Origin of the sequence: Sphingomonas sp. KR3-1, from assembly GCF_040049295.1 — a bacterium.
In the GTDB taxonomy this organism is placed as follows: Bacteria; Pseudomonadota; Alphaproteobacteria; order Sphingomonadales; family Sphingomonadaceae; genus Sphingomonas.
Window position 1 is genome coordinate 2,125,552 of sequence record NZ_JBDZDQ010000001.1, and the last position, 14,987, is coordinate 2,140,538.

Here is a 14,987-nt window from a genome sequence, read left to right on the forward strand (position 1 = left end):
AAACCGGGCCGTTCGCAGGTTTGAAGGAGATTTCGATGCGTGCTCTCGTCCTCACTGCCCTGCTGGCCCTGTCGGCGCCTGCCCTTGCCCAGGAGCCGGGCCCGCAGGATGCGCGCGACACGGTGAGTGCCTATTATGCCGCGATCGAGCGCGGCGACTTCCGCACTGCCTATGGCCTGTGGGATCGCGGCGGCCAGGCGAGCGGCAAGAGCTATGCGAGCTTCCGCCAGGGCTTCGCCGCCACGGCGCACAGCCGGGTCGAGACGCGCACGCCGCGCAACGGCGATGCCGGGATGAGCCAGCGCTGGATCGAGGTGCCGGTCGATGTCTACGCCACGCTCAAGAACGGCAAGCGCCAGCATTTCCGCGGCGCGTACACGCTCCACCGCGTCGTTGCCGGGGTGAGCAGCAACCCGGCCGACAGCAACTGGCATTTGTCCAAGGCGAAGCTGGTGGCGGTCCGCTAGGAACCCTAGAGCCAGCCGGCGGCTTCCAGCGGCGCGATCTGGGCGCGCGCGACCGGCGCTTCGATCCCGCCGGCCAGCTGGAGCCGGACATTGCGGCCGTCGCGCCGCGCGCCCTGCACCGCCGCGCGCGCCACCCACCAGCTGCGGTGGACCAGCGCGCCGGGCATGCCGTCGAGCTCGGCGACGGCGTCGCGCATGCGCATCAGCAGGAGGGTCGAGCCCTGGGGGGTGTGGACGCGGACATAATGGTCCTCCATCTCGAGCGCGATCGGCGCGGCGCGCAGATGCGCCGGCAGTCGCTCGACCAGCCGCGGCAGACCGGGTTCGCCGGGCTCGGCCGCCGGTGTTGGCGGGGCGACGCGGCGCTGCTGGACGAACCAGAACAGGGCGCAGACCAGCGCGCCGAGGATGAGGACGTTGAAATACTGCGCCAGCGCCTGGTCCAGCGTCGGCCAGCTCGGCCGGTGCCAGGCGAAATTGGCGATCCAGGTCACTGCCGTCATCGGCACGGTGACGATCAGGCAGGCCACGGCCCAGAGCGCCGGCTCGGGGAATTCAAGCCTCGGGGCAAGCGCGCGGGCGGCGACCATGGCGGGGAAATAGAGGAAATAGCCGGCATAGCTCATCGCCAGCCAGTAGATCAGCCGGAGCCCGAAACTGGCCTCGAAGCTGCCGAACGGCCCGACCAGCGCCAGCACGATCCCCACGCCGAAGATGATCGCGCAGCCGATCAGGATTCGCCGTGCACTGCCCAAAAGTCCCTCCCGTTCGCGCTTCGCCAAATGGCAGCGCCTCGGGCGCCGCGCCCGCCGGCGAAGCGAAATGCCTGCCCACGTAGCCGCGATTGCGGGCGTTTCGCCAGCCGGCAATCTGCCCCTGCCAATAAAGGTGGGAGGCAGGAAATGGCCGTTATCGCTCAGCAAGAAGTCGCAATCGATCTGCCGCGGATGGCGAAGGGCGCGCTGCTCTTCGGCGCCACCCTGCTTGCCGGCGCCACGACGATCGCGGTCGCCCGGGCGCTGACCGGCATGACGCCGTCGACCTATGAGGCCAGGCAGGCCGCGATCCTGATCCACCTCGCCAGCGTGTTGCCGGCGATCCCGCTCGGGCTGTGGGTGCTGCTGGCCCGCAAGGGCGATGCGCGGCACAAGCGGCTCGGCCGGATCTGGGCGGTGCTGATGCTGACCGCGGCAACCTTGGCGATCTTCATCCGCACGATCAACCACGGCCAGTTCAGCTGGATCCACCTGTTCGTGCCGGTGGTGTTCCTGGCGCTGTTCCGCGCCATCCGCGCCGCGCGCCGGGGCAACATCGCCCAGCACAAGCGGCTGCTCTGGACGCTCTATTCGGCCGGGCTGCTGCTGCCGGGGATGTTCGCCTTCCTCCCCGGCCGGCTGCTCTGGCACTGGCTGATGCTGTGAAGGCTCAGGGCAGGATGCCGCGGGCGATCAGCCCGGTGGCGATCAGCCCGAGCGCGACGCGGACGAGGTGGAGCTTGCCCCACCGGCTCAGCAGCGCCCGCGTCTCGGCGCTGCCCTGGGCGGCGGCCTTGAGCTTGGTGTTGACGCCCCAGACGGCGGCAAAGGTGTAGGGGATGTTGAGCAGCAGGACCACGCCGCCGGCGAGCCAGAACCAGTTGCTCTGGTAGCGCCACCAGGCCAGCGCGCCGAGCACGCCGCCGAGGATCGCCAGCGCGACCTGCATGATCGTGCCGCGGGCATAGGCCGGCTTCCACTCGGCCAGCGCCGCGCCGTCGTCGAGCGTCATCCGGGCGGGGTGCTCGGCAAAGGCGACGTAGAAGGCCGCGCCAGCGAACAGCGCGGCGCAGATCAGTGCAGTGAGTGCCAGCATGTCGTCGCGCCTCCCCCTTGGTCGGCGCGACTATAGCTCAGGCGGCGCTCTGGTCGATCCCCAGCTCGCCGAGCTTGCGGTAGAGCGTCGAGCGGCCGATCCCGAGCCGGCGGGCGACCTCGGTCATCCGGCCGCGATAATGGCCGATGGCGAGGCGGATGACATCGGCCTCGATCTCGTCGAGCGCCCGCAGGTTGCCGTCGGGGCGGAACAGCGTGACGCCGCCATTGTTCGCGCCGGCCACCGCCGCGCCGTTGCCGGCCGGGCGGCCGGCGGCGAGCTGGGCGATCTGCGGGAAGTCGGCCCGGGTCAGCCCGTCGCCGTCGCAGAGCACCGCGGCGCGGAACAGCGCGTTCTGGAGCTGGCGGACATTGCCCGGCCAGTCATAGGAGCCGAGCAGCGCCAGCGCATCGTCGGTGATGCCCAGCTCGCGCAGCCCCGGCTGCTCGGCGACGCGGGCCAGCAGGTGGCGGGCGAGCGCCGGGATGTCGCCGGTGCGCTCGCGCAAGGGGGGGATCGTCACCTGGACGACGTTGAGGCGGTAATAGAGGTCCTCGCGGAAGCGCCCGGCCTCCACTTCGGCCTGGAGCGTCTTGTTGGTCGCGGCGATGACGCGGACGTCGACTTCGCGGGCATGGCGCGCGCCGAGCGGCTGGATCTCGCCCGATTGCAGCACGCGCAGCAGCTTGACCTGCGCGTCGAGCGGCATCTCGCCGACTTCGTCGAGGAAGATCGTGCCGCCATCGGCATCGGCGAAGCGGCCGATCTTGCGCTCGAACGCGCCAGTGAAGGCGCCCTTCTCGTGCCCGAACAGCTCGCTCTCGACCAAGTTGGCGGGGATCGCCCCGCAATTGATCGAGACCATGTCCTTCTTGTTGCGTGGGCTAGCGGCGTGCACCGCCTCGGCGACGACTTCCTTGCCGACGCCGCTCTCTCCTTCGATCAGCACGGGCACGCGGGCGCGTGCGGCCTTGGCGGCGATCGCCAGCGCGGCGCGGAACTGCGGGGCGGAGCCGATGATCTCGTCGAACGCCAGCGGCGCGGAAAGCTTCTCGGTGAGCGGGCGCAGCTCGCCCGCAGTCTTGCCGCCTACTGCGGCCTCGAGCGCGGCGAGCAGGCGCTCGGAGGCGAGCGGCTTGACCAGGAAATCGGTCGCGCCGGCGCGCATCGCGGCGACGGCATTGGCGACCGAGCCGTTGGCGGTGAGCATCAGGATCGGCAGCTGCGGGCGGCGGGCGCGCAGCTCGCCGATCAGCGCCGCCGCATCGGCATCGGGCGAGGCGTGGTCGAGGATGACCGCGTCGAGCGCCATCCCGTCGGGCGTGCCGAGCGTGGCGATGCCGGTCTCGGCCTCGCCCGCGAAGATGGTCCGCCAGCCGCGGCGTGCGGCGATGGCCGCGACGAGGCGGCGCTGTGCCGGCTCGTCGTCGATCAGCATCAGGAGGCGCTGGCCGTTGCGCGTCATCGCTTCCGTGTCCCTATTGTCCCGTTTCAGGGCGTCACTCATAGAACGGATGGGTAAAGGCGGGCTTAAGCGTGCCGTAGCGGCACGAGGGTTGAGCGGGTGGAGGCCCGGGGCTAAGGTCCGCGCAAATACCGGCTCAAGGGGAGAGACGAATGGCCGACAGCGCCGATAGCGCCGAACAGATCAAGGCGCACGAGCAGACCTGGATCGGGTTCAAGGCGATGATGATGTGGGGCACCGTGGGTGCCGCGCTGGTTGCGGCCCTCGTCGTCTTCCTGATCTCCGCCAAGTGAAGATCGCGGTACTGAAGGAGACCGCCGCCGGCGAGCGGCGCGTTTCGGCGACTCCGGAAACGGTGAAGAAGTTCGTCGGCCTCGGCGCCACGGTGGCGGTCGAGAGCGGGGCGGGCGAGACCGCGTCGATCGCCGACCAGGCCTATGCCGATGCCGGCGCGACCGTTGGCACCGCCGCCGCGACGCTGCAGGATGCGGACATCGTGCTCGGCGTGCAGGGCCCCGATCCGGCGGCGCTGACGGGGGCCAGGCCCGGCGCCTGGATCGTCGCGGGGCTCAATCCGTTCGGGGAGCGCGCCCGAGTCGATGCCTATGCAAGCGCCGGCTTCGAGGCGCTGGCGATGGAGTTCATGCCGCGCATCACCCGGGCGCAGTCGATGGACATCCTGTCCTCGCAGTCGAACCTCGCCGGCTACAAGGCGGTGCTCGACGCGGCGGCCGAATATGGCCGCGCCTTCCCGATGATGATGACCGCGGCAGGCACCGTCAGCGCCGCCAAGGCCTTCGTGATGGGCGTCGGCGTCGCCGGGCTGCAGGCGATCGCGACCGCGCGCCGCCTCGGCGCCCAGGTCTCGGCGACCGACGTGCGCGCCGCGACCAAGGAGCAGATCCTCTCGCTCGGCGCCAAGCCGATCTTCGTCGAGGCGGTGAAGGGCATCGAGGGCGAAGGCACCGGCGGCTACGCCACCGAGATGAGCGACGAGTACAAGGCGGCGCAGGCCGAGCTCGTCTCTTCGCACATCGCCAAGCAGGATATCGTGATCACCACCGCGCTGATCCCGGGCCGGCCCGCACCGCGCCTGATCAGCGACGCGCAGATCGCCAGCATGAAGCCGGGCAGCGTGATCGTCGATCTCGCGGTCGAGGCGGGCGGCAATGTCGAGGGCGCGGTTGCCGGCGAGGTCGTGACGATCCACGGCGTGAAGATCGTCGGGCACCGGAACGTGCCCTCGCGCCTCGCCGCGGACAGCTCGGCGCTGTTCGCCCGCAACCTGTTCAACTTCCTCTCCGCCTTCTGGGACAAGGAGCAGGGCAAGCCGGTGCTCGACGAGGAGATCGGCAACGCGATCCGCCTGACCCAGGGCGGCAAGGTGGTGCACGAGAGGCTGCTATGATCCTCCCCGGAACGGGGAGGGGGACCGCCGAAGGCGGTGGAGGGGGCTTTCCGCATATGCTGCGCCCGGAAACTGCCCGCGCTCGCCAGCAGCGGCGCGAGATGAGCTATCCCGAAGTGCTGTTGTGGCAGCGGCTGCGCAGCAGGAACTCCGGGCTGCACTTCCGCAACAAGCACGCCATCGGGCCCTATGTCGTCGATTTCTACTATGCACCGCTCCGGCTGGTGATCGAGGTCGATGGCCAGATTCACGCGACTGCTGCGGCGATCGCGCAGGATCGGGAGCGCGACGCGTTCCTCGCGTTGAACCGCTACCGGGTCGTGCGCATCCCGGCCGCCGATATTCTGCGGGACGCGGATGCTGCCGCGGCCTCGATCGTCTCGCTTGTGGCGAGCCCCCTCCACCATCCTTCGGATGGTCCCCCTCCCCGTGCCGGGGAGGATCAGGAGTAAATCATGGACTTCATCTCGATCCTGTCGATCTTCGTGCTGGCGTGCTTCGTCGGCTATTACGTGGTCTGGTCGGTCACGCCGGCGCTGCACACGCCGCTGATGGCGGTGACCAACGCCATTTCCTCGGTGATCATCGTCGGCGCGCTGATCGCCTCGGCTGCATCGGGCGCGGAGATCGCCAAGTGGCTCGGCCTCGTCGCCGTGGCGCTGGCCAGCGTGAACATCTTCGGCGGCTTCGCCGTCACCGAGCGCATGCTCGCCATGTACAAGAAGAAGGGTTGATCCGATGCACGAGGGGGCACCAATCAATCCCTGGGTGGCGCTGGCCTATCTGGTCGCCGGCATCTGCTTCATCCTCGCGCTGCGCGGGCTCTCGAGCCCGGCGAGCAGCCGGCGCGGCAACCGGCTCGGCATGTTCGGCATGGCGATCGCGGTGGTCACCACGCTGCTGACGCACGTTCCGAAGGCGATGGTTCACGTCATGTGCGTCGATTGCACGGTGCGTGCGCGCCTGGGTATCGACTACATCGCCATCGCCGAGATTGCTGGCGCGATCCTGATAGGCGCAGCCATCGGTCTCACCACTGCACGGCGCATTCCGATGACCGCGATGCCGCAGCTCGTCGCCGCCTTCCACTCGCTGGTCGGCCTGGCGGCGGTGCTCGTCGCGGCGGCGGCGTTCCTCAATCCGGCCGCCTTCGGCATCCTGGGTGCCGACGGCGAGATCCTCAGCGTCAGCCGGATCGAGATGGGCCTCGGCATCGCGATCGGCGCGATCACCTTCTCGGGATCGGTGATCGCCTTCCTCAAATTGAACGGCAACATGAGCGGCAAGCCGATCCTGCTGCCCGGCCGCCACGTCATCAACCTGGGCGTGCTCGCCGGCATCCTCGGCCTGATCGCCTATTTCGTCACCGACCAGAGCCCCTGGGTGTTCTGGACCGTCACCGCGCTCAGCTTCGCCATCGGCTTCCTGCTGATCGTGCCGATCGGCGGCGCCGACATGCCGGTGGTCGTCTCGATGCTCAACAGCTATTCGGGTTGGGCCGCGGCGGCGATGGGCTTCACGCTGCACAATTCGGCGATGATCATCACCGGCGCGCTGGTCGGCTCGTCGGGCGCGATCCTCAGCTACATCATGTGCCGCGCGATGAACCGCAGCTTCATCAGCGTGATCGCCGGCGGCTTCGGCGCGGTGGCGGATGCGGGCGGCGGCGGTGCCGCGATCGACCGGCCGTGGAAGCGCGGCTCGGCCGAGGACGCGGCCTTCCTGATGCAGCAGGCCGAGCAGGTCATCATCGTGCCGGGATACGGCATGGCGGTCGCCCAGGCGCAGCACGCGCTGCGCGAAATGGGCGACAAGCTCAAGGAGCACGGCGTCCGCGTGAAATATGCGATCCACCCGGTCGCCGGGCGCATGCCGGGCCATATGAACGTGCTGCTCGCCGAGGCGAACGTGCCCTATGACGAGGTCTTCGAGCTCGAGGACATCAACAGCGAGTTCGCCCAGACCGACGTCGCCTTCGTGATCGGCGCCAACGACGTCACCAACCCCGCCGCCAAGACCGACAAGTCGTCGCCGATCTACGGCATGCCCGTGCTCGATGTCGAAAAGGCCAAAACGGTGCTGTTCATCAAGCGCTCGATGGGCGGCGTGGGCTATGCGGGCGTGGACAACGAGCTATTCTACCGCGACAACACGATGATGCTGCTGGCCGATGCGAAGAAGATGGTCGAGGAGATCGTCAAGAATCTCGACTGAAGCTTCGAGGGGCCGGCGAACTGGGGGGAACATATGGCAAGCGTGGGATCGATCTTGGGTGGTGCGTTCGGGCTGCTGCGTGAGCGGCCCGTGTCGGTGGTGATCTGGGCGGTGACCTACACCGTGGGCTCGATCGTGCTGTCGCTCGGCCTGACGCTGGCGATGTTCGGCGCGATGACACCCGATCCCCAGACCGCGATGCAGCCCGGCGCGATGTTCGGCTCGATGTTCGGCCTGGTCCTGCTCGTCTACCTCGCCATCATGTTCCTCTGGGTCGTGGTGACGACCGCGGCGTTCCGCGCGATGCTGCGGCCCGAGGACGGCGGCTTCGCCTTCATGCGGCTGGGCATGGACGAGCTGCGCATGTTCGGGCTCCTGCTCCTCATCGTGATCGTCGGCGCGCTGGCGATGCTGGTCTGCGAGCTGCTGCTGATGCTCGTGGTGATGATCATCGGGCTGGTGCTCGGGCAGAGCCTCTTCACCGGCATCCTCACCTTCCTGCTCTTCCTCGGCTTCATCGGTGCGGTGATCTGGGTCTATGTGCGCATCTCGCTGCTCATGCCGCTCAGCTTCTATCGCGGCCGGATCTCGGTGGACGGCGCCTGGGCGCTCACCCGCGGCCGGTTCTGGACGCTGTTCGGCGCCTATTTCCTGGTCGCGCTGATCTTCTTCATCGTCGGCGGCGTGTTCCTGTGGAGCATGATGGGCGGCTATGTCGTCGCGATGATGCAGGCGCATGGCGATCCGGCGCAGGTGCAGGCGCTGAGCGAATCGTTCGCCGCCCAGCAATTCGCCACGCCGATCGTCACCCGCATCCTCTACTGGGTGGTCGGCGGCCTGTTCGCCGCCGCCTGGCTGGCGCTTGGGCCGGGCACGATCGCCAGCGCCACGCGCGAGCTTCTCGATGTCGGCGGGGACGACGAAGCTTCGGTATTTGCAGCCGAATCCGACGAATCCTTCGTGGACTGATCCGGAACGGATGGGCAATGAATCCATTGCCCATCCGGGTCGCGCCATAAGCTCCATAATGGAGCGGATCGAGCAATCCGTTTCGGAGGCCGGGCCTCTCCGAAGCATCGAGCGACCTCGCAAAGGTGATGGCGAACCTGTCAGTGGCCCCCTTATCCGGCGATCCCTTCGCGCAGGCGGTCAATGCGCTGTTGATCGCCGGCGCGGCGAGCACCGATGTGATCGATGCGCTCACCGCCGCGGGGATCCGCACGCGGGCGATGGTCGATTGCGCGGGCGCCGCGGCCGAGCTCGATGAACCGCGGCTCGACCTGATCCTGCTCGACGCGCGCAGCGTCGCCGAGGCGGCATGCGTGCCGCTGATCGACCGGCTGGCGGCGCGGGACGGCGCCGACGGCACGGCGCTGGTCGCGATCCTCGCGGCCGGCCAGATCGATCTCGCCGCGCCGCTGCTCGGCCTGCCGGGCACCCAGCTGCTCTGCGATCCCGCGCCGGCGGAGCTGCTCGCCGCGCTGGTGCTCGTCCGTGCCGAGAGCGAGGCGCCGTCGCGGCTGCGGGTGCACGACGTCACCCGTGATTCGGAGGCCACGCGCCTGCGCCGCCTCAACGAGGAAGTCGCGCGCATCGCCGACGCGCTTACCCGCCTCACCCGCGGCGAGCTGGCCGAGGATGAGGCGTTCGAGCGCTATACGGGCCTGCGCGAGCCCGAGATGGGCTATCGCGGGCCGGAGGGGCCGCCGCCGGACATCGACGCGTCGGAAATCCGCGCGGTGATTCGCGCGCGCCGGCTGCGCAGCCAGTATTTCGCGCCGGAGCTGTTCGCCGATCCCGCCTGGGACATGCTGCTCGACTTGTTCGCCGCCAGCCTCGAGCGGCGCCGCGTCTCGGTCTCCAGCCTGTGCATCGCCGCTGCGGTGCCGCCGACCACGGCGCTGCGCTGGATCGGCACGATGCACGACGCCGGGCTGTTCGGCCGCGAGGCGGACCCGGGCGACCGCCGCCGCGCCTATATCGTGCTCAGCGAAAAGGCGCTGCAGGGCATGCGGGGCTATATCGCCGCGCTGCGCCGCGTCGGGCTCAGCCTGGTATAGGGCTTGCCCCGGCGCCCCGGCTTTGGCATCGGGCGCAGACCGGCATCGCGCCCGGGCGCTTAGCTCAGTTGGTAGAGCATCTCGTTTACACCGAGAGGGTCGGCGGTTCGAGCCCGTCAGCGCCCACCATATCCGGCCTCAGCCCTTGGCGCGATCGACCAGCAGCTTGTCGATCTTGCGCCCGTCCATGTCGACGATCTCGAAGCGCCAGCCCTGCTCGACAAAGCTGTCGCCTTCATTGGGCAGGCGCTTGAGCACCGCCAGCGCCAGCCCGGCGACGGTGGCATAGTCGCGGTCCTCGTCGAGATCGAGGCCGAGCCGGTCGGCGAGCAGGTCCGCCGGCATCTGGCCCGAGACGAGCAGCGAGCCGTCCTCGCGCGTCACGATATTGGGATTGTCGCCCGGATCGACGTCCGATGCCAGCTCGCCGGCGATCGCAGCGAGCAGATTGGCGGGCGTGACGATACCTTCGAAATGGCCGTACTCGTCGTGCACCAGCCCCATCGGCACTTCCGCGCGGCGCAGCGCCCCGAGCGCGTCCATCGCATCGACCGTGTCGGGGAGGATCGGCGCCTCGCGCATCAGCTTGCGGAGGTCGAGCGCCTCGCCGCGGAACAGCGCCGCGGCGATATCGCGGGCCTGGACCACGCCGATCACCGTGTCGACCGAGCCCTCGGCCACCGGCAGGCGCGTGTGCGGCGTCAGCAGCAGCGCCTCGCGGATGCCGTCGGCGTCGAGATTGACATCGACCCAGTCGACATCGGTGCGCGGCGTCATCACTTCGCGCACCGGCCGGTCGGCCAGGCGCACCACGCTCGAGATGATCGAGCGCTCATGCTCCTCGATCACGCCTGACTTGCTGGCCTCGGCCACGATCAGGTGGAGCTCCTCCGCCGTGACCCGGTTCTCCGATTCGCGGTTGAGCCCGACCAGGCGGAAGACGAGCGCGCTGGTCGAATCGAGCAGCCAGACGATCGGGGCGGTGGCGCGGCTCAGCCACAGCATCGGCACCGCCATCGCCACGGCGATCGGCTCGGGCGAGCGCAACGCGAACTGCTTGGGCACCAACTCGCCGATGACCAGCGAGAAGAAGGTGGTGACGCCGATCACGATCGCGATCCCCAGCGTGTGCGCCAGCTCTGCGTGCACGCCGAGCAGCTGGATGCGCTGCGCGGTCGGCTCGCCGAGGCTCGCGCCCGAATAGGCGCCCGCGACGATGCCGATCAGCGTGATGCCGATCTGCACGGTGGAGAGGAACTTGCCGGGATCGGCGGCGAGCTGGATCGCGGTGCGCGCGCCGGCACCGCGCTTGCCGAGGCGGGCGATGGCCTCCAGCCGCGCAGTGCGCGACGAGACGATCGCCAGTTCGGACATCGAAAAGAGGGCGTTGAGAACGATCAGCGCGAAGATGATCGCCACGTCTATCCAGGGGAAAGGCGCTAACATGATGTTCGGCCCTCATATCCGCAGGAAGGCCCGCCCGGCAACCGGAGTTGCGTTTGTGCAACGAAAGCGGGGCTAAACGCGCCGTTCGCGGAAGAAATCGCGCAGGATCTCGCCGGCTTCCGCCTCGCCGATGCCGGGATAGAGCTCGGGGCGGTGGTGACAGGTCGGCTGGCTGAAGAATCGCGGCCCATGCTCCACCGCGCCGCCCTTGGGATCGCCTGCGCCATAATAGACGCGGGCGATTCGGGCGTGGCTGATCGCGCCGGCGCACATCGCGCAGGGCTCCAGCGTCACCCACAGGTCGCAATCCTCGAGCCGCTCGCGGCCAAGTGCCTGGGCGGCGGCGCGAATCACCCGCATCTCGGCATGGGCGGTGGGATCGTGGAGCGCGCGCGGGGCATTGGCCGCGCTCGCGATCACTTCTCCCTTGCGGATCAGCACTGCCCCTACCGGCACTTCGCCTGCCGCCGCCGCGGCGCGAGCAGCTTCCAGCGCCAGGCGCATCGGTTCGGGGAGCGGGAACATGAAAGGGAGGTAGCCTGCGCCACCCGCTGCGTCGATGGGGATGGGCTAGGCGGCAGCCGGCTCATGGGGCGTGCCACGCGAATCGCGCAGCACGCTCCACAGCGCGAACGCCGCGCCGGGGAGGAACCCCAGCACGGTCAGTCCGCAGGCAATCCAGAAATCGCGCCCCGGCCCGCGTGCCAGGTATACGCCGAGCGGCGGCAGCAGCACTGCCGCGATCACGGGGCCGGGGGGCGCAGCCATTATTTTGCGGCAGGCGTCGGCGTCGGAGTCGCGCCGGCCTGCTTCACTTCGATCGTGGGCAAGGTCACTGTCGTGTTCTTCATCTCTACCGTCGGGACAGCAACGGTCGTGTTGGTCGATCCGATCCCTACGGTTCCCGTTTCGGCCTTGAATTTGGGCATCTGGCCGCCCTTCGCGTCGAAGGTAATGGTAGGCATGGTAGCGCCCTGCTGCTGTTCGATGCGCAGCATGCCGACCGACATGAGCACCACGACGGCCAGCGCGACAAGACCTATGAGCACGAGAATTCCACGCATCGCTTCATCTCCCCAATTTGAATCGGTTGCGTAATCAACGCCGCATCAACCATGGTGGTTGCGTGGGCACAAGGCGTTTCTTGGGGCGAATCGGTTGACGCCCCGTCCCATTACGGCTATCCGCGCCACCTTTCCGGCCCCAGTTTGCTGAGGCTCAAACCAGGATACCAAGCGATGTCGCGCATTTGCGAGCTGACCGGCAAGGGCCGGCAGGTGGGTAACAACGTTTCCCACGCCAACAACAAGACCAAGCGCACGTTTCTGCCGAACCTGCAGAACGTCACGCTGATCTCGGACGTGCTGGGCCGTAGCGTGCGCCTGCGCGTCTCGACCCACGGCCTGCGTTCGGTCGAGCACAATGGCGGCCTGGACAACTGGCTGCTCAAGACCAGCGAGGACGACCTGTCGCTCCGCGCCCGTCGCCTGAAGCGCGAAGTGCGCAAGGCGTCGACCGAGAAGACCGCGGCCTAACAGCCACGCCGTCGACGGCTCAATGCGAGCCCGTCTTCCCAAGCGGAGGGCGGGCTTTTCGCATGTGTGCCGTCCGGCCAGGGCTGGTGGCTTGCGCGGGATTTCAGATATCGGCTAGCTTAGGTGCATTGATCATGTCCGAAAGGAAGTATCGATGCGTCGTGTCCTGTTGTCCTTGACGTTGCTCGCGGCCGGTCTTGTGTCGGCGCCTGCCTTTGCCCAGATCAATTCAGGCACGCAAATGCGCGACCTCGATCGGCGGATCGAGCCGCGTGACGGCGAGATCTATGCACGCGACTGGCGCACCTATCACAACTATGATTTCGACCGGCTCGAGCGCGGGCAATCGACCTATTTCGCCAACCGCTATTATCGCGACAGCCGCTACTATCAGCCGCGCACGCTGACGGCGGACGACCGCGTCTATCGCGGCAGCGACCGCCGCTATTATTGCCGCCGGGAAGACGGCACCACCGGGCTGATCGCGATTCGCGGCAGCACGCTGGACACGGGGCTGCGCAAGGGCGGCTCGGGCCTGCTCGGAGAGCTTGGCGGGATGGGCGACGCCATCGCCCGGGGCCGGGTGACCTGCCGCTAGGGTTCAGCGCTTCGCGAACTCGATCCGGAACTTGAGCAGCAGCGACCATTCCCAGAATTGCTGGTTGTCGTCCGATGCGATCCACAGGATCGTGTCCTTGCCCTCGCGGGTCACTGCCAGCGCTTCGTAATTGTCGTGGAGCAGCGGCGGGGCGAGCGCCGCGATCTCGATGCCGCGCACCACGGCGCCGGGGCGGATCGCGCGCGGATCGACCAGCGTCAGCCTGGCGGTGAACAGGCCGGACACCGAGAAGCGCCGGTTGAGCACGATCAGCCGTCCGTCGGGCAGCTGCACCGCGTCGCTCGGGTCATAGCGCTCGTCGGGGGGCATGTAGACGAAGCGGATCGGCGTGCTGCCGGGCGCGGTCGGGTCGCCGGGGAACAGCAGCGCCTCGCGCCCGATCCGGCTTCCCTTGGGCCGCGACGTCTCGCTGAGCACGATGAACTGGCCATCGGCCAGGCGCACCATCGATTCGGGCCCGCCATTTTCTGACCAGCCCTGCATTGCCGGCGGGCGCGCGCTGCGTTCGGCGCGCGTCAGGTCCGCGTCATAGCGCCAAATGGCATTGTAGCGCTCGAATCCGACCCATGTCTGCCCCGTCGCGGCATCGGTGGTCAGTGATTCCGAATCGCGGTCCGACTTGAGCCAGCCGGTGCCCGGACCATCGGGCAGGTCGCCAAAGGCAAGCGCGCGCGGCGTCCAGTCGGCGCCCATGCGAAAACGGATGAAATTGCCGCCGTCGCTCAGCAAGGTGAAGCGGTCGCCTTCGACCTGCATCGACGAGAAGCCGCCAAAGGCCAGGTCGGGGCCCTTCAGCCGGATCCCGCCGAGATAAGTGAGCGCGCCGACCCGCGTTCGCGTCGGGTCGTGCCAGTCGATCGGCACGCGCTCGACGGTCATCCGCGGCACCTTGCCCAGCAGGTCGCGCCCGACATGCCCCGAGGAGGGCAGCATCAGGATCAGGAGAAGCGAGAAAAGGGCGGTCGCGACGCGGAACAACATCGCTCTGCTCATAGCGGCTCGGCGGCGAAGGACCAGCGCCGGGAAGATGAACGCCAGATGACCAGCCCGTTCAGAAGAAAATAAAGGGAACTTGGTAGAGTCGGGCGTGTTGTTAGCAGCACAAGTTTACCCTCGCGTAGCGTATCGAGGGCTGAGGGCCGCCCGGTTGGGCGGCCCTCATCGCATCAGTACATGTGCTGGCCGCCGTTGATCGACAGCGTCGATCCGGTGACGAAGCCGGCCTCGTCCGAGCAGAGGAAGGCCACGCCGCGCGCGATCTCGTGCGCCTGGCCCAGCCGGCCGACGGGGATCTTGGCGACGATCTTCTCGAGCACTTCGGGCGGCACCGCGGCGACCATGTCGGTATCGATATAGCCGGGCGCGATCGCATTGACCGTCACGCCGAAGCGCGCGCCTTCCTGCGACAGCGCCTTGGTGAAGCCGTGGATGCCCGACTTGGCGGCGGCATAGTTGACCTGGCCATATTGGCCGGCCTGGCCGTTGATCGAGCCGATATTGACGATCCGGCCCCATTTGCGGTCGCGCATGCCGGGAAACACCGCATGCGCCATGTTGAAGCAGCCGCCCAGGTTGATGCGGATCACGTCTTCCCACATCTCGCGGCTCATCTTGAGGATGGTGCCGTCGCGGGTGATGCCGGCATTGTTGATCACCACGTCGACTGGGCCCAGCTCGGCCTCGACCTTGGCGACGCCTTCGTGGCAGGCGTCGTAATCGCCCACGTCCCATTTGTACGACGCGATGCCGGTGCGATCGGTGAAGGCCTTGGCCTTCTCGTCATTGCCGGCATAATTGGCCGCGACGACCATCCCGGCATCCTGGAGCGCAAGGCTGATCGCCTCGCCGATACCGCGGGTTCCTCCCGTCACGATCGCTACGCGTGCCATCCTCTCTCTCCTCTTTTGTACCGTCGCGAAAAC

General features: G+C 68.2%; 20 protein-coding genes and 1 tRNA gene. 12 read left to right on the plus strand and 9 right to left on the minus strand.

Annotation, left to right across the window (positions count from 1 at the left end):
- Positions 1–35 precede the first annotated feature (35 nt).
- Complete coding sequence (locus tag ABLE38_RS10430) at positions 36–467, plus strand: hypothetical protein (RefSeq protein ID WP_348974079.1); 432 nt, start codon at positions 36–38, stop codon at positions 465–467.
- 5 nt (positions 468–472) lie between these two features.
- On the opposite strand, the gene ABLE38_RS10435 is transcribed toward ABLE38_RS10430, so the two are convergent.
- Entirely contained in the window at positions 473–1,222 is a 750-nt protein-coding gene (locus ABLE38_RS10435; RefSeq protein ID WP_348974080.1) for a LytTR family DNA-binding domain-containing protein, read from the minus strand.
- Positions 1,223–1,369: 147 nt separating this feature from the next.
- Here ABLE38_RS10435 and ABLE38_RS10440 point away from each other — a divergent pair, with 147 nt between their 5' ends.
- Positions 1,370–1,888, plus strand: a complete 519-nt coding sequence (locus ABLE38_RS10440; RefSeq protein WP_348974081.1) for a DUF2306 domain-containing protein — start codon at positions 1,370–1,372, stop codon at positions 1,886–1,888.
- 4 nt (positions 1,889–1,892) lie between these two features.
- Here the strand turns inward: ABLE38_RS10440 and ABLE38_RS10445 are convergent, their stop codons facing one another.
- Both ABLE38_RS10445 and ABLE38_RS10450 read right to left on the minus strand, forming a co-directional pair.
- The gene (locus tag ABLE38_RS10445; RefSeq protein WP_348974082.1) at positions 1,893–2,318 is read right to left on the minus strand and encodes a DUF1772 domain-containing protein; all 426 of its coding nucleotides are present in this window, start codon (positions 2,316–2,318) and stop codon (positions 1,893–1,895) included.
- A gap of 37 nt (positions 2,319–2,355) precedes the next feature.
- Positions 2,356–3,783: a sigma-54 dependent transcriptional regulator gene (locus tag ABLE38_RS10450; RefSeq protein WP_348974083.1), complete on the minus strand. Its 1,428-nt coding sequence runs from the start codon at positions 3,781–3,783 to the stop codon at positions 2,356–2,358.
- A gap of 152 nt (positions 3,784–3,935) precedes the next feature.
- Between ABLE38_RS10450 and ABLE38_RS10455 the strand changes: the two genes are divergently transcribed.
- The 8 genes from ABLE38_RS10455 to ABLE38_RS10490 all read left to right on the plus strand — a co-directional run bounded on the left by ABLE38_RS10455 (position 3,936) and on the right by ABLE38_RS10490 (position 9,594).
- Positions 3,936–4,076, plus strand: a complete 141-nt coding sequence (locus ABLE38_RS10455; protein ID WP_348974084.1) for an aa3-type cytochrome c oxidase subunit IV — start codon at positions 3,936–3,938, stop codon at positions 4,074–4,076.
- Positions 4,073–5,191, plus strand: coding sequence for an NAD(P) transhydrogenase subunit alpha (locus ABLE38_RS10460; RefSeq protein WP_348974085.1), 1,119 nt, complete (start codon positions 4,073–4,075; stop codon positions 5,189–5,191). The genes ABLE38_RS10455 and ABLE38_RS10460 overlap by 4 nt, the downstream gene beginning before the upstream one ends.
- Before the next feature lie 56 nt (positions 5,192–5,247).
- A complete protein-coding gene (locus ABLE38_RS10465; protein ID WP_348974086.1) occupies positions 5,248–5,643 on the plus strand; it encodes a DUF559 domain-containing protein in 396 nt (131 codons plus the stop codon).
- A gap of 3 nt (positions 5,644–5,646) precedes the next feature.
- Positions 5,647–5,925: an NAD(P) transhydrogenase subunit alpha gene (locus ABLE38_RS10470; protein ID WP_086127554.1), complete on the plus strand. Its 279-nt coding sequence runs from the start codon at positions 5,647–5,649 to the stop codon at positions 5,923–5,925.
- A gap of 4 nt (positions 5,926–5,929) precedes the next feature.
- Positions 5,930–7,405, plus strand: coding sequence for an NAD(P)(+) transhydrogenase (Re/Si-specific) subunit beta (locus tag ABLE38_RS10475; protein WP_348974087.1), 1,476 nt, complete (start codon positions 5,930–5,932; stop codon positions 7,403–7,405).
- Between the two features lie 33 nt (positions 7,406–7,438).
- The gene (locus ABLE38_RS10480) at positions 7,439–8,374 is read left to right on the plus strand and encodes a hypothetical protein (protein WP_348974088.1); all 936 of its coding nucleotides are present in this window, start codon (positions 7,439–7,441) and stop codon (positions 8,372–8,374) included.
- 128 nt (positions 8,375–8,502) lie between these two features.
- A complete protein-coding gene (locus tag ABLE38_RS10485; RefSeq protein WP_348974089.1) occupies positions 8,503–9,465 on the plus strand; it encodes a hypothetical protein in 963 nt (320 codons plus the stop codon).
- 53 nt (positions 9,466–9,518) lie between these two features.
- Positions 9,519–9,594 (plus strand) — tRNA-Val (locus ABLE38_RS10490).
- Between the two features lie 9 nt (positions 9,595–9,603).
- On the opposite strand, the gene ABLE38_RS10495 is transcribed toward ABLE38_RS10490, so the two are convergent.
- The 4 genes from ABLE38_RS10495 to ABLE38_RS10510 form a co-directional block, all read right to left on the minus strand.
- Positions 9,604–10,911 (minus strand): hemolysin family protein, encoded by a 1,308-nt coding sequence (locus tag ABLE38_RS10495; RefSeq protein ID WP_348974090.1) that lies wholly within the window; start codon positions 10,909–10,911, stop codon positions 9,604–9,606.
- A 72-nt stretch (positions 10,912–10,983) separates the two neighbouring features.
- A complete protein-coding gene (locus ABLE38_RS10500) occupies positions 10,984–11,415 on the minus strand; it encodes a nucleoside deaminase (protein WP_348974488.1) in 432 nt (143 codons plus the stop codon).
- Between the two features lie 66 nt (positions 11,416–11,481).
- Entirely contained in the window at positions 11,482–11,679 is a 198-nt protein-coding gene (locus ABLE38_RS10505) for a YqaE/Pmp3 family membrane protein (protein WP_348974091.1), read from the minus strand.
- Positions 11,679–11,975 carry a hypothetical protein gene (locus tag ABLE38_RS10510; RefSeq protein WP_348974092.1) on the minus strand — a complete coding sequence of 99 codons (297 nt, stop codon included), beginning with the start codon at positions 11,973–11,975 and terminating at the stop codon, positions 11,679–11,681. The genes ABLE38_RS10505 and ABLE38_RS10510 overlap by 1 nt, the downstream gene beginning before the upstream one ends.
- Before the next feature lie 174 nt (positions 11,976–12,149).
- Between ABLE38_RS10510 and rpmB the strand changes: the two genes are divergently transcribed.
- A complete protein-coding gene (gene rpmB / locus ABLE38_RS10515) occupies positions 12,150–12,446 on the plus strand; it encodes a 50S ribosomal protein L28 (protein ID WP_348974093.1) in 297 nt (98 codons plus the stop codon).
- 241 nt (positions 12,447–12,687) lie between these two features.
- Positions 12,688–13,044 (plus strand): hypothetical protein, encoded by a 357-nt coding sequence (locus ABLE38_RS10520; protein WP_348974094.1) that lies wholly within the window; start codon positions 12,688–12,690, stop codon positions 13,042–13,044.
- Between the two features lie 3 nt (positions 13,045–13,047).
- Here the strand turns inward: ABLE38_RS10520 and ABLE38_RS10525 are convergent, their stop codons facing one another.
- Positions 13,048–14,046, minus strand: a complete 999-nt coding sequence (locus tag ABLE38_RS10525) for an esterase-like activity of phytase family protein (RefSeq protein ID WP_348974095.1) — start codon at positions 14,044–14,046, stop codon at positions 13,048–13,050.
- A gap of 185 nt (positions 14,047–14,231) precedes the next feature.
- On the minus strand, positions 14,232–14,954 hold the full coding sequence (gene phbB / locus ABLE38_RS10530) for an acetoacetyl-CoA reductase (protein ID WP_348974096.1): 723 nt from the start codon (positions 14,952–14,954) through the stop codon (positions 14,232–14,234).
- Positions 14,955–14,987: the final 33 nt, after the last annotated feature.

What these genes read in the sequence shown, in the direction of transcription:
- ABLE38_RS10430 (WP_348974079.1), top strand. Translation starts at nt 36, where the DNA reads ATGCGTGCTCTCGTCCTCACTGCCCTGCTGGCCCTGTCGGCGCCTGCC.
- ABLE38_RS10440 (WP_348974081.1), top strand. Translation starts at nt 1,370, where the DNA reads ATGGCCGTTATCGCTCAGCAAGAAGTCGCAATCGATCTGCCGCGGATG.
- ABLE38_RS10445 (WP_348974082.1), bottom strand. Translation starts at nt 2,318, where the DNA reads ATGCTGGCACTCACTGCACTGATCTGCGCCGCGCTGTTCGCTGGCGCG.
- ABLE38_RS10450 (WP_348974083.1), bottom strand. Translation starts at nt 3,783, where the DNA reads ATGACGCGCAACGGCCAGCGCCTCCTGATGCTGATCGACGACGAGCCG.
- ABLE38_RS10455 (WP_348974084.1), top strand. Translation starts at nt 3,936, where the DNA reads ATGGCCGACAGCGCCGATAGCGCCGAACAGATCAAGGCGCACGAGCAG.
- ABLE38_RS10465 (WP_348974086.1), top strand. Translation starts at nt 5,248, where the DNA reads ATGCTGCGCCCGGAAACTGCCCGCGCTCGCCAGCAGCGGCGCGAGATG.
- ABLE38_RS10470 (WP_086127554.1), top strand. Translation starts at nt 5,647, where the DNA reads ATGGACTTCATCTCGATCCTGTCGATCTTCGTGCTGGCGTGCTTCGTC.
- ABLE38_RS10475 (WP_348974087.1), top strand. Translation starts at nt 5,930, where the DNA reads ATGCACGAGGGGGCACCAATCAATCCCTGGGTGGCGCTGGCCTATCTG.
- ABLE38_RS10480 (WP_348974088.1), top strand. Translation starts at nt 7,439, where the DNA reads ATGGCAAGCGTGGGATCGATCTTGGGTGGTGCGTTCGGGCTGCTGCGT.
- ABLE38_RS10485 (WP_348974089.1), top strand. Translation starts at nt 8,503, where the DNA reads ATGGCGAACCTGTCAGTGGCCCCCTTATCCGGCGATCCCTTCGCGCAG.
- ABLE38_RS10495 (WP_348974090.1), bottom strand. Translation starts at nt 10,911, where the DNA reads ATGTTAGCGCCTTTCCCCTGGATAGACGTGGCGATCATCTTCGCGCTG.
- ABLE38_RS10500 (WP_348974488.1), bottom strand. Translation starts at nt 11,415, where the DNA reads ATGCGCCTGGCGCTGGAAGCTGCTCGCGCCGCGGCGGCGGCAGGCGAA.
- ABLE38_RS10505 (WP_348974091.1), bottom strand. Translation starts at nt 11,679, where the DNA reads ATGGCTGCGCCCCCCGGCCCCGTGATCGCGGCAGTGCTGCTGCCGCCG.
- ABLE38_RS10510 (WP_348974092.1), bottom strand. Translation starts at nt 11,975, where the DNA reads ATGCGTGGAATTCTCGTGCTCATAGGTCTTGTCGCGCTGGCCGTCGTG.
- rpmB (WP_348974093.1), top strand. Translation starts at nt 12,150, where the DNA reads ATGTCGCGCATTTGCGAGCTGACCGGCAAGGGCCGGCAGGTGGGTAAC.
- ABLE38_RS10520 (WP_348974094.1), top strand. Translation starts at nt 12,688, where the DNA reads ATGCGCGACCTCGATCGGCGGATCGAGCCGCGTGACGGCGAGATCTAT.
- ABLE38_RS10525 (WP_348974095.1), bottom strand. Translation starts at nt 14,046, where the DNA reads ATGTTGTTCCGCGTCGCGACCGCCCTTTTCTCGCTTCTCCTGATCCTG.
- phbB (WP_348974096.1), bottom strand. Translation starts at nt 14,954, where the DNA reads ATGGCACGCGTAGCGATCGTGACGGGAGGAACCCGCGGTATCGGCGAG.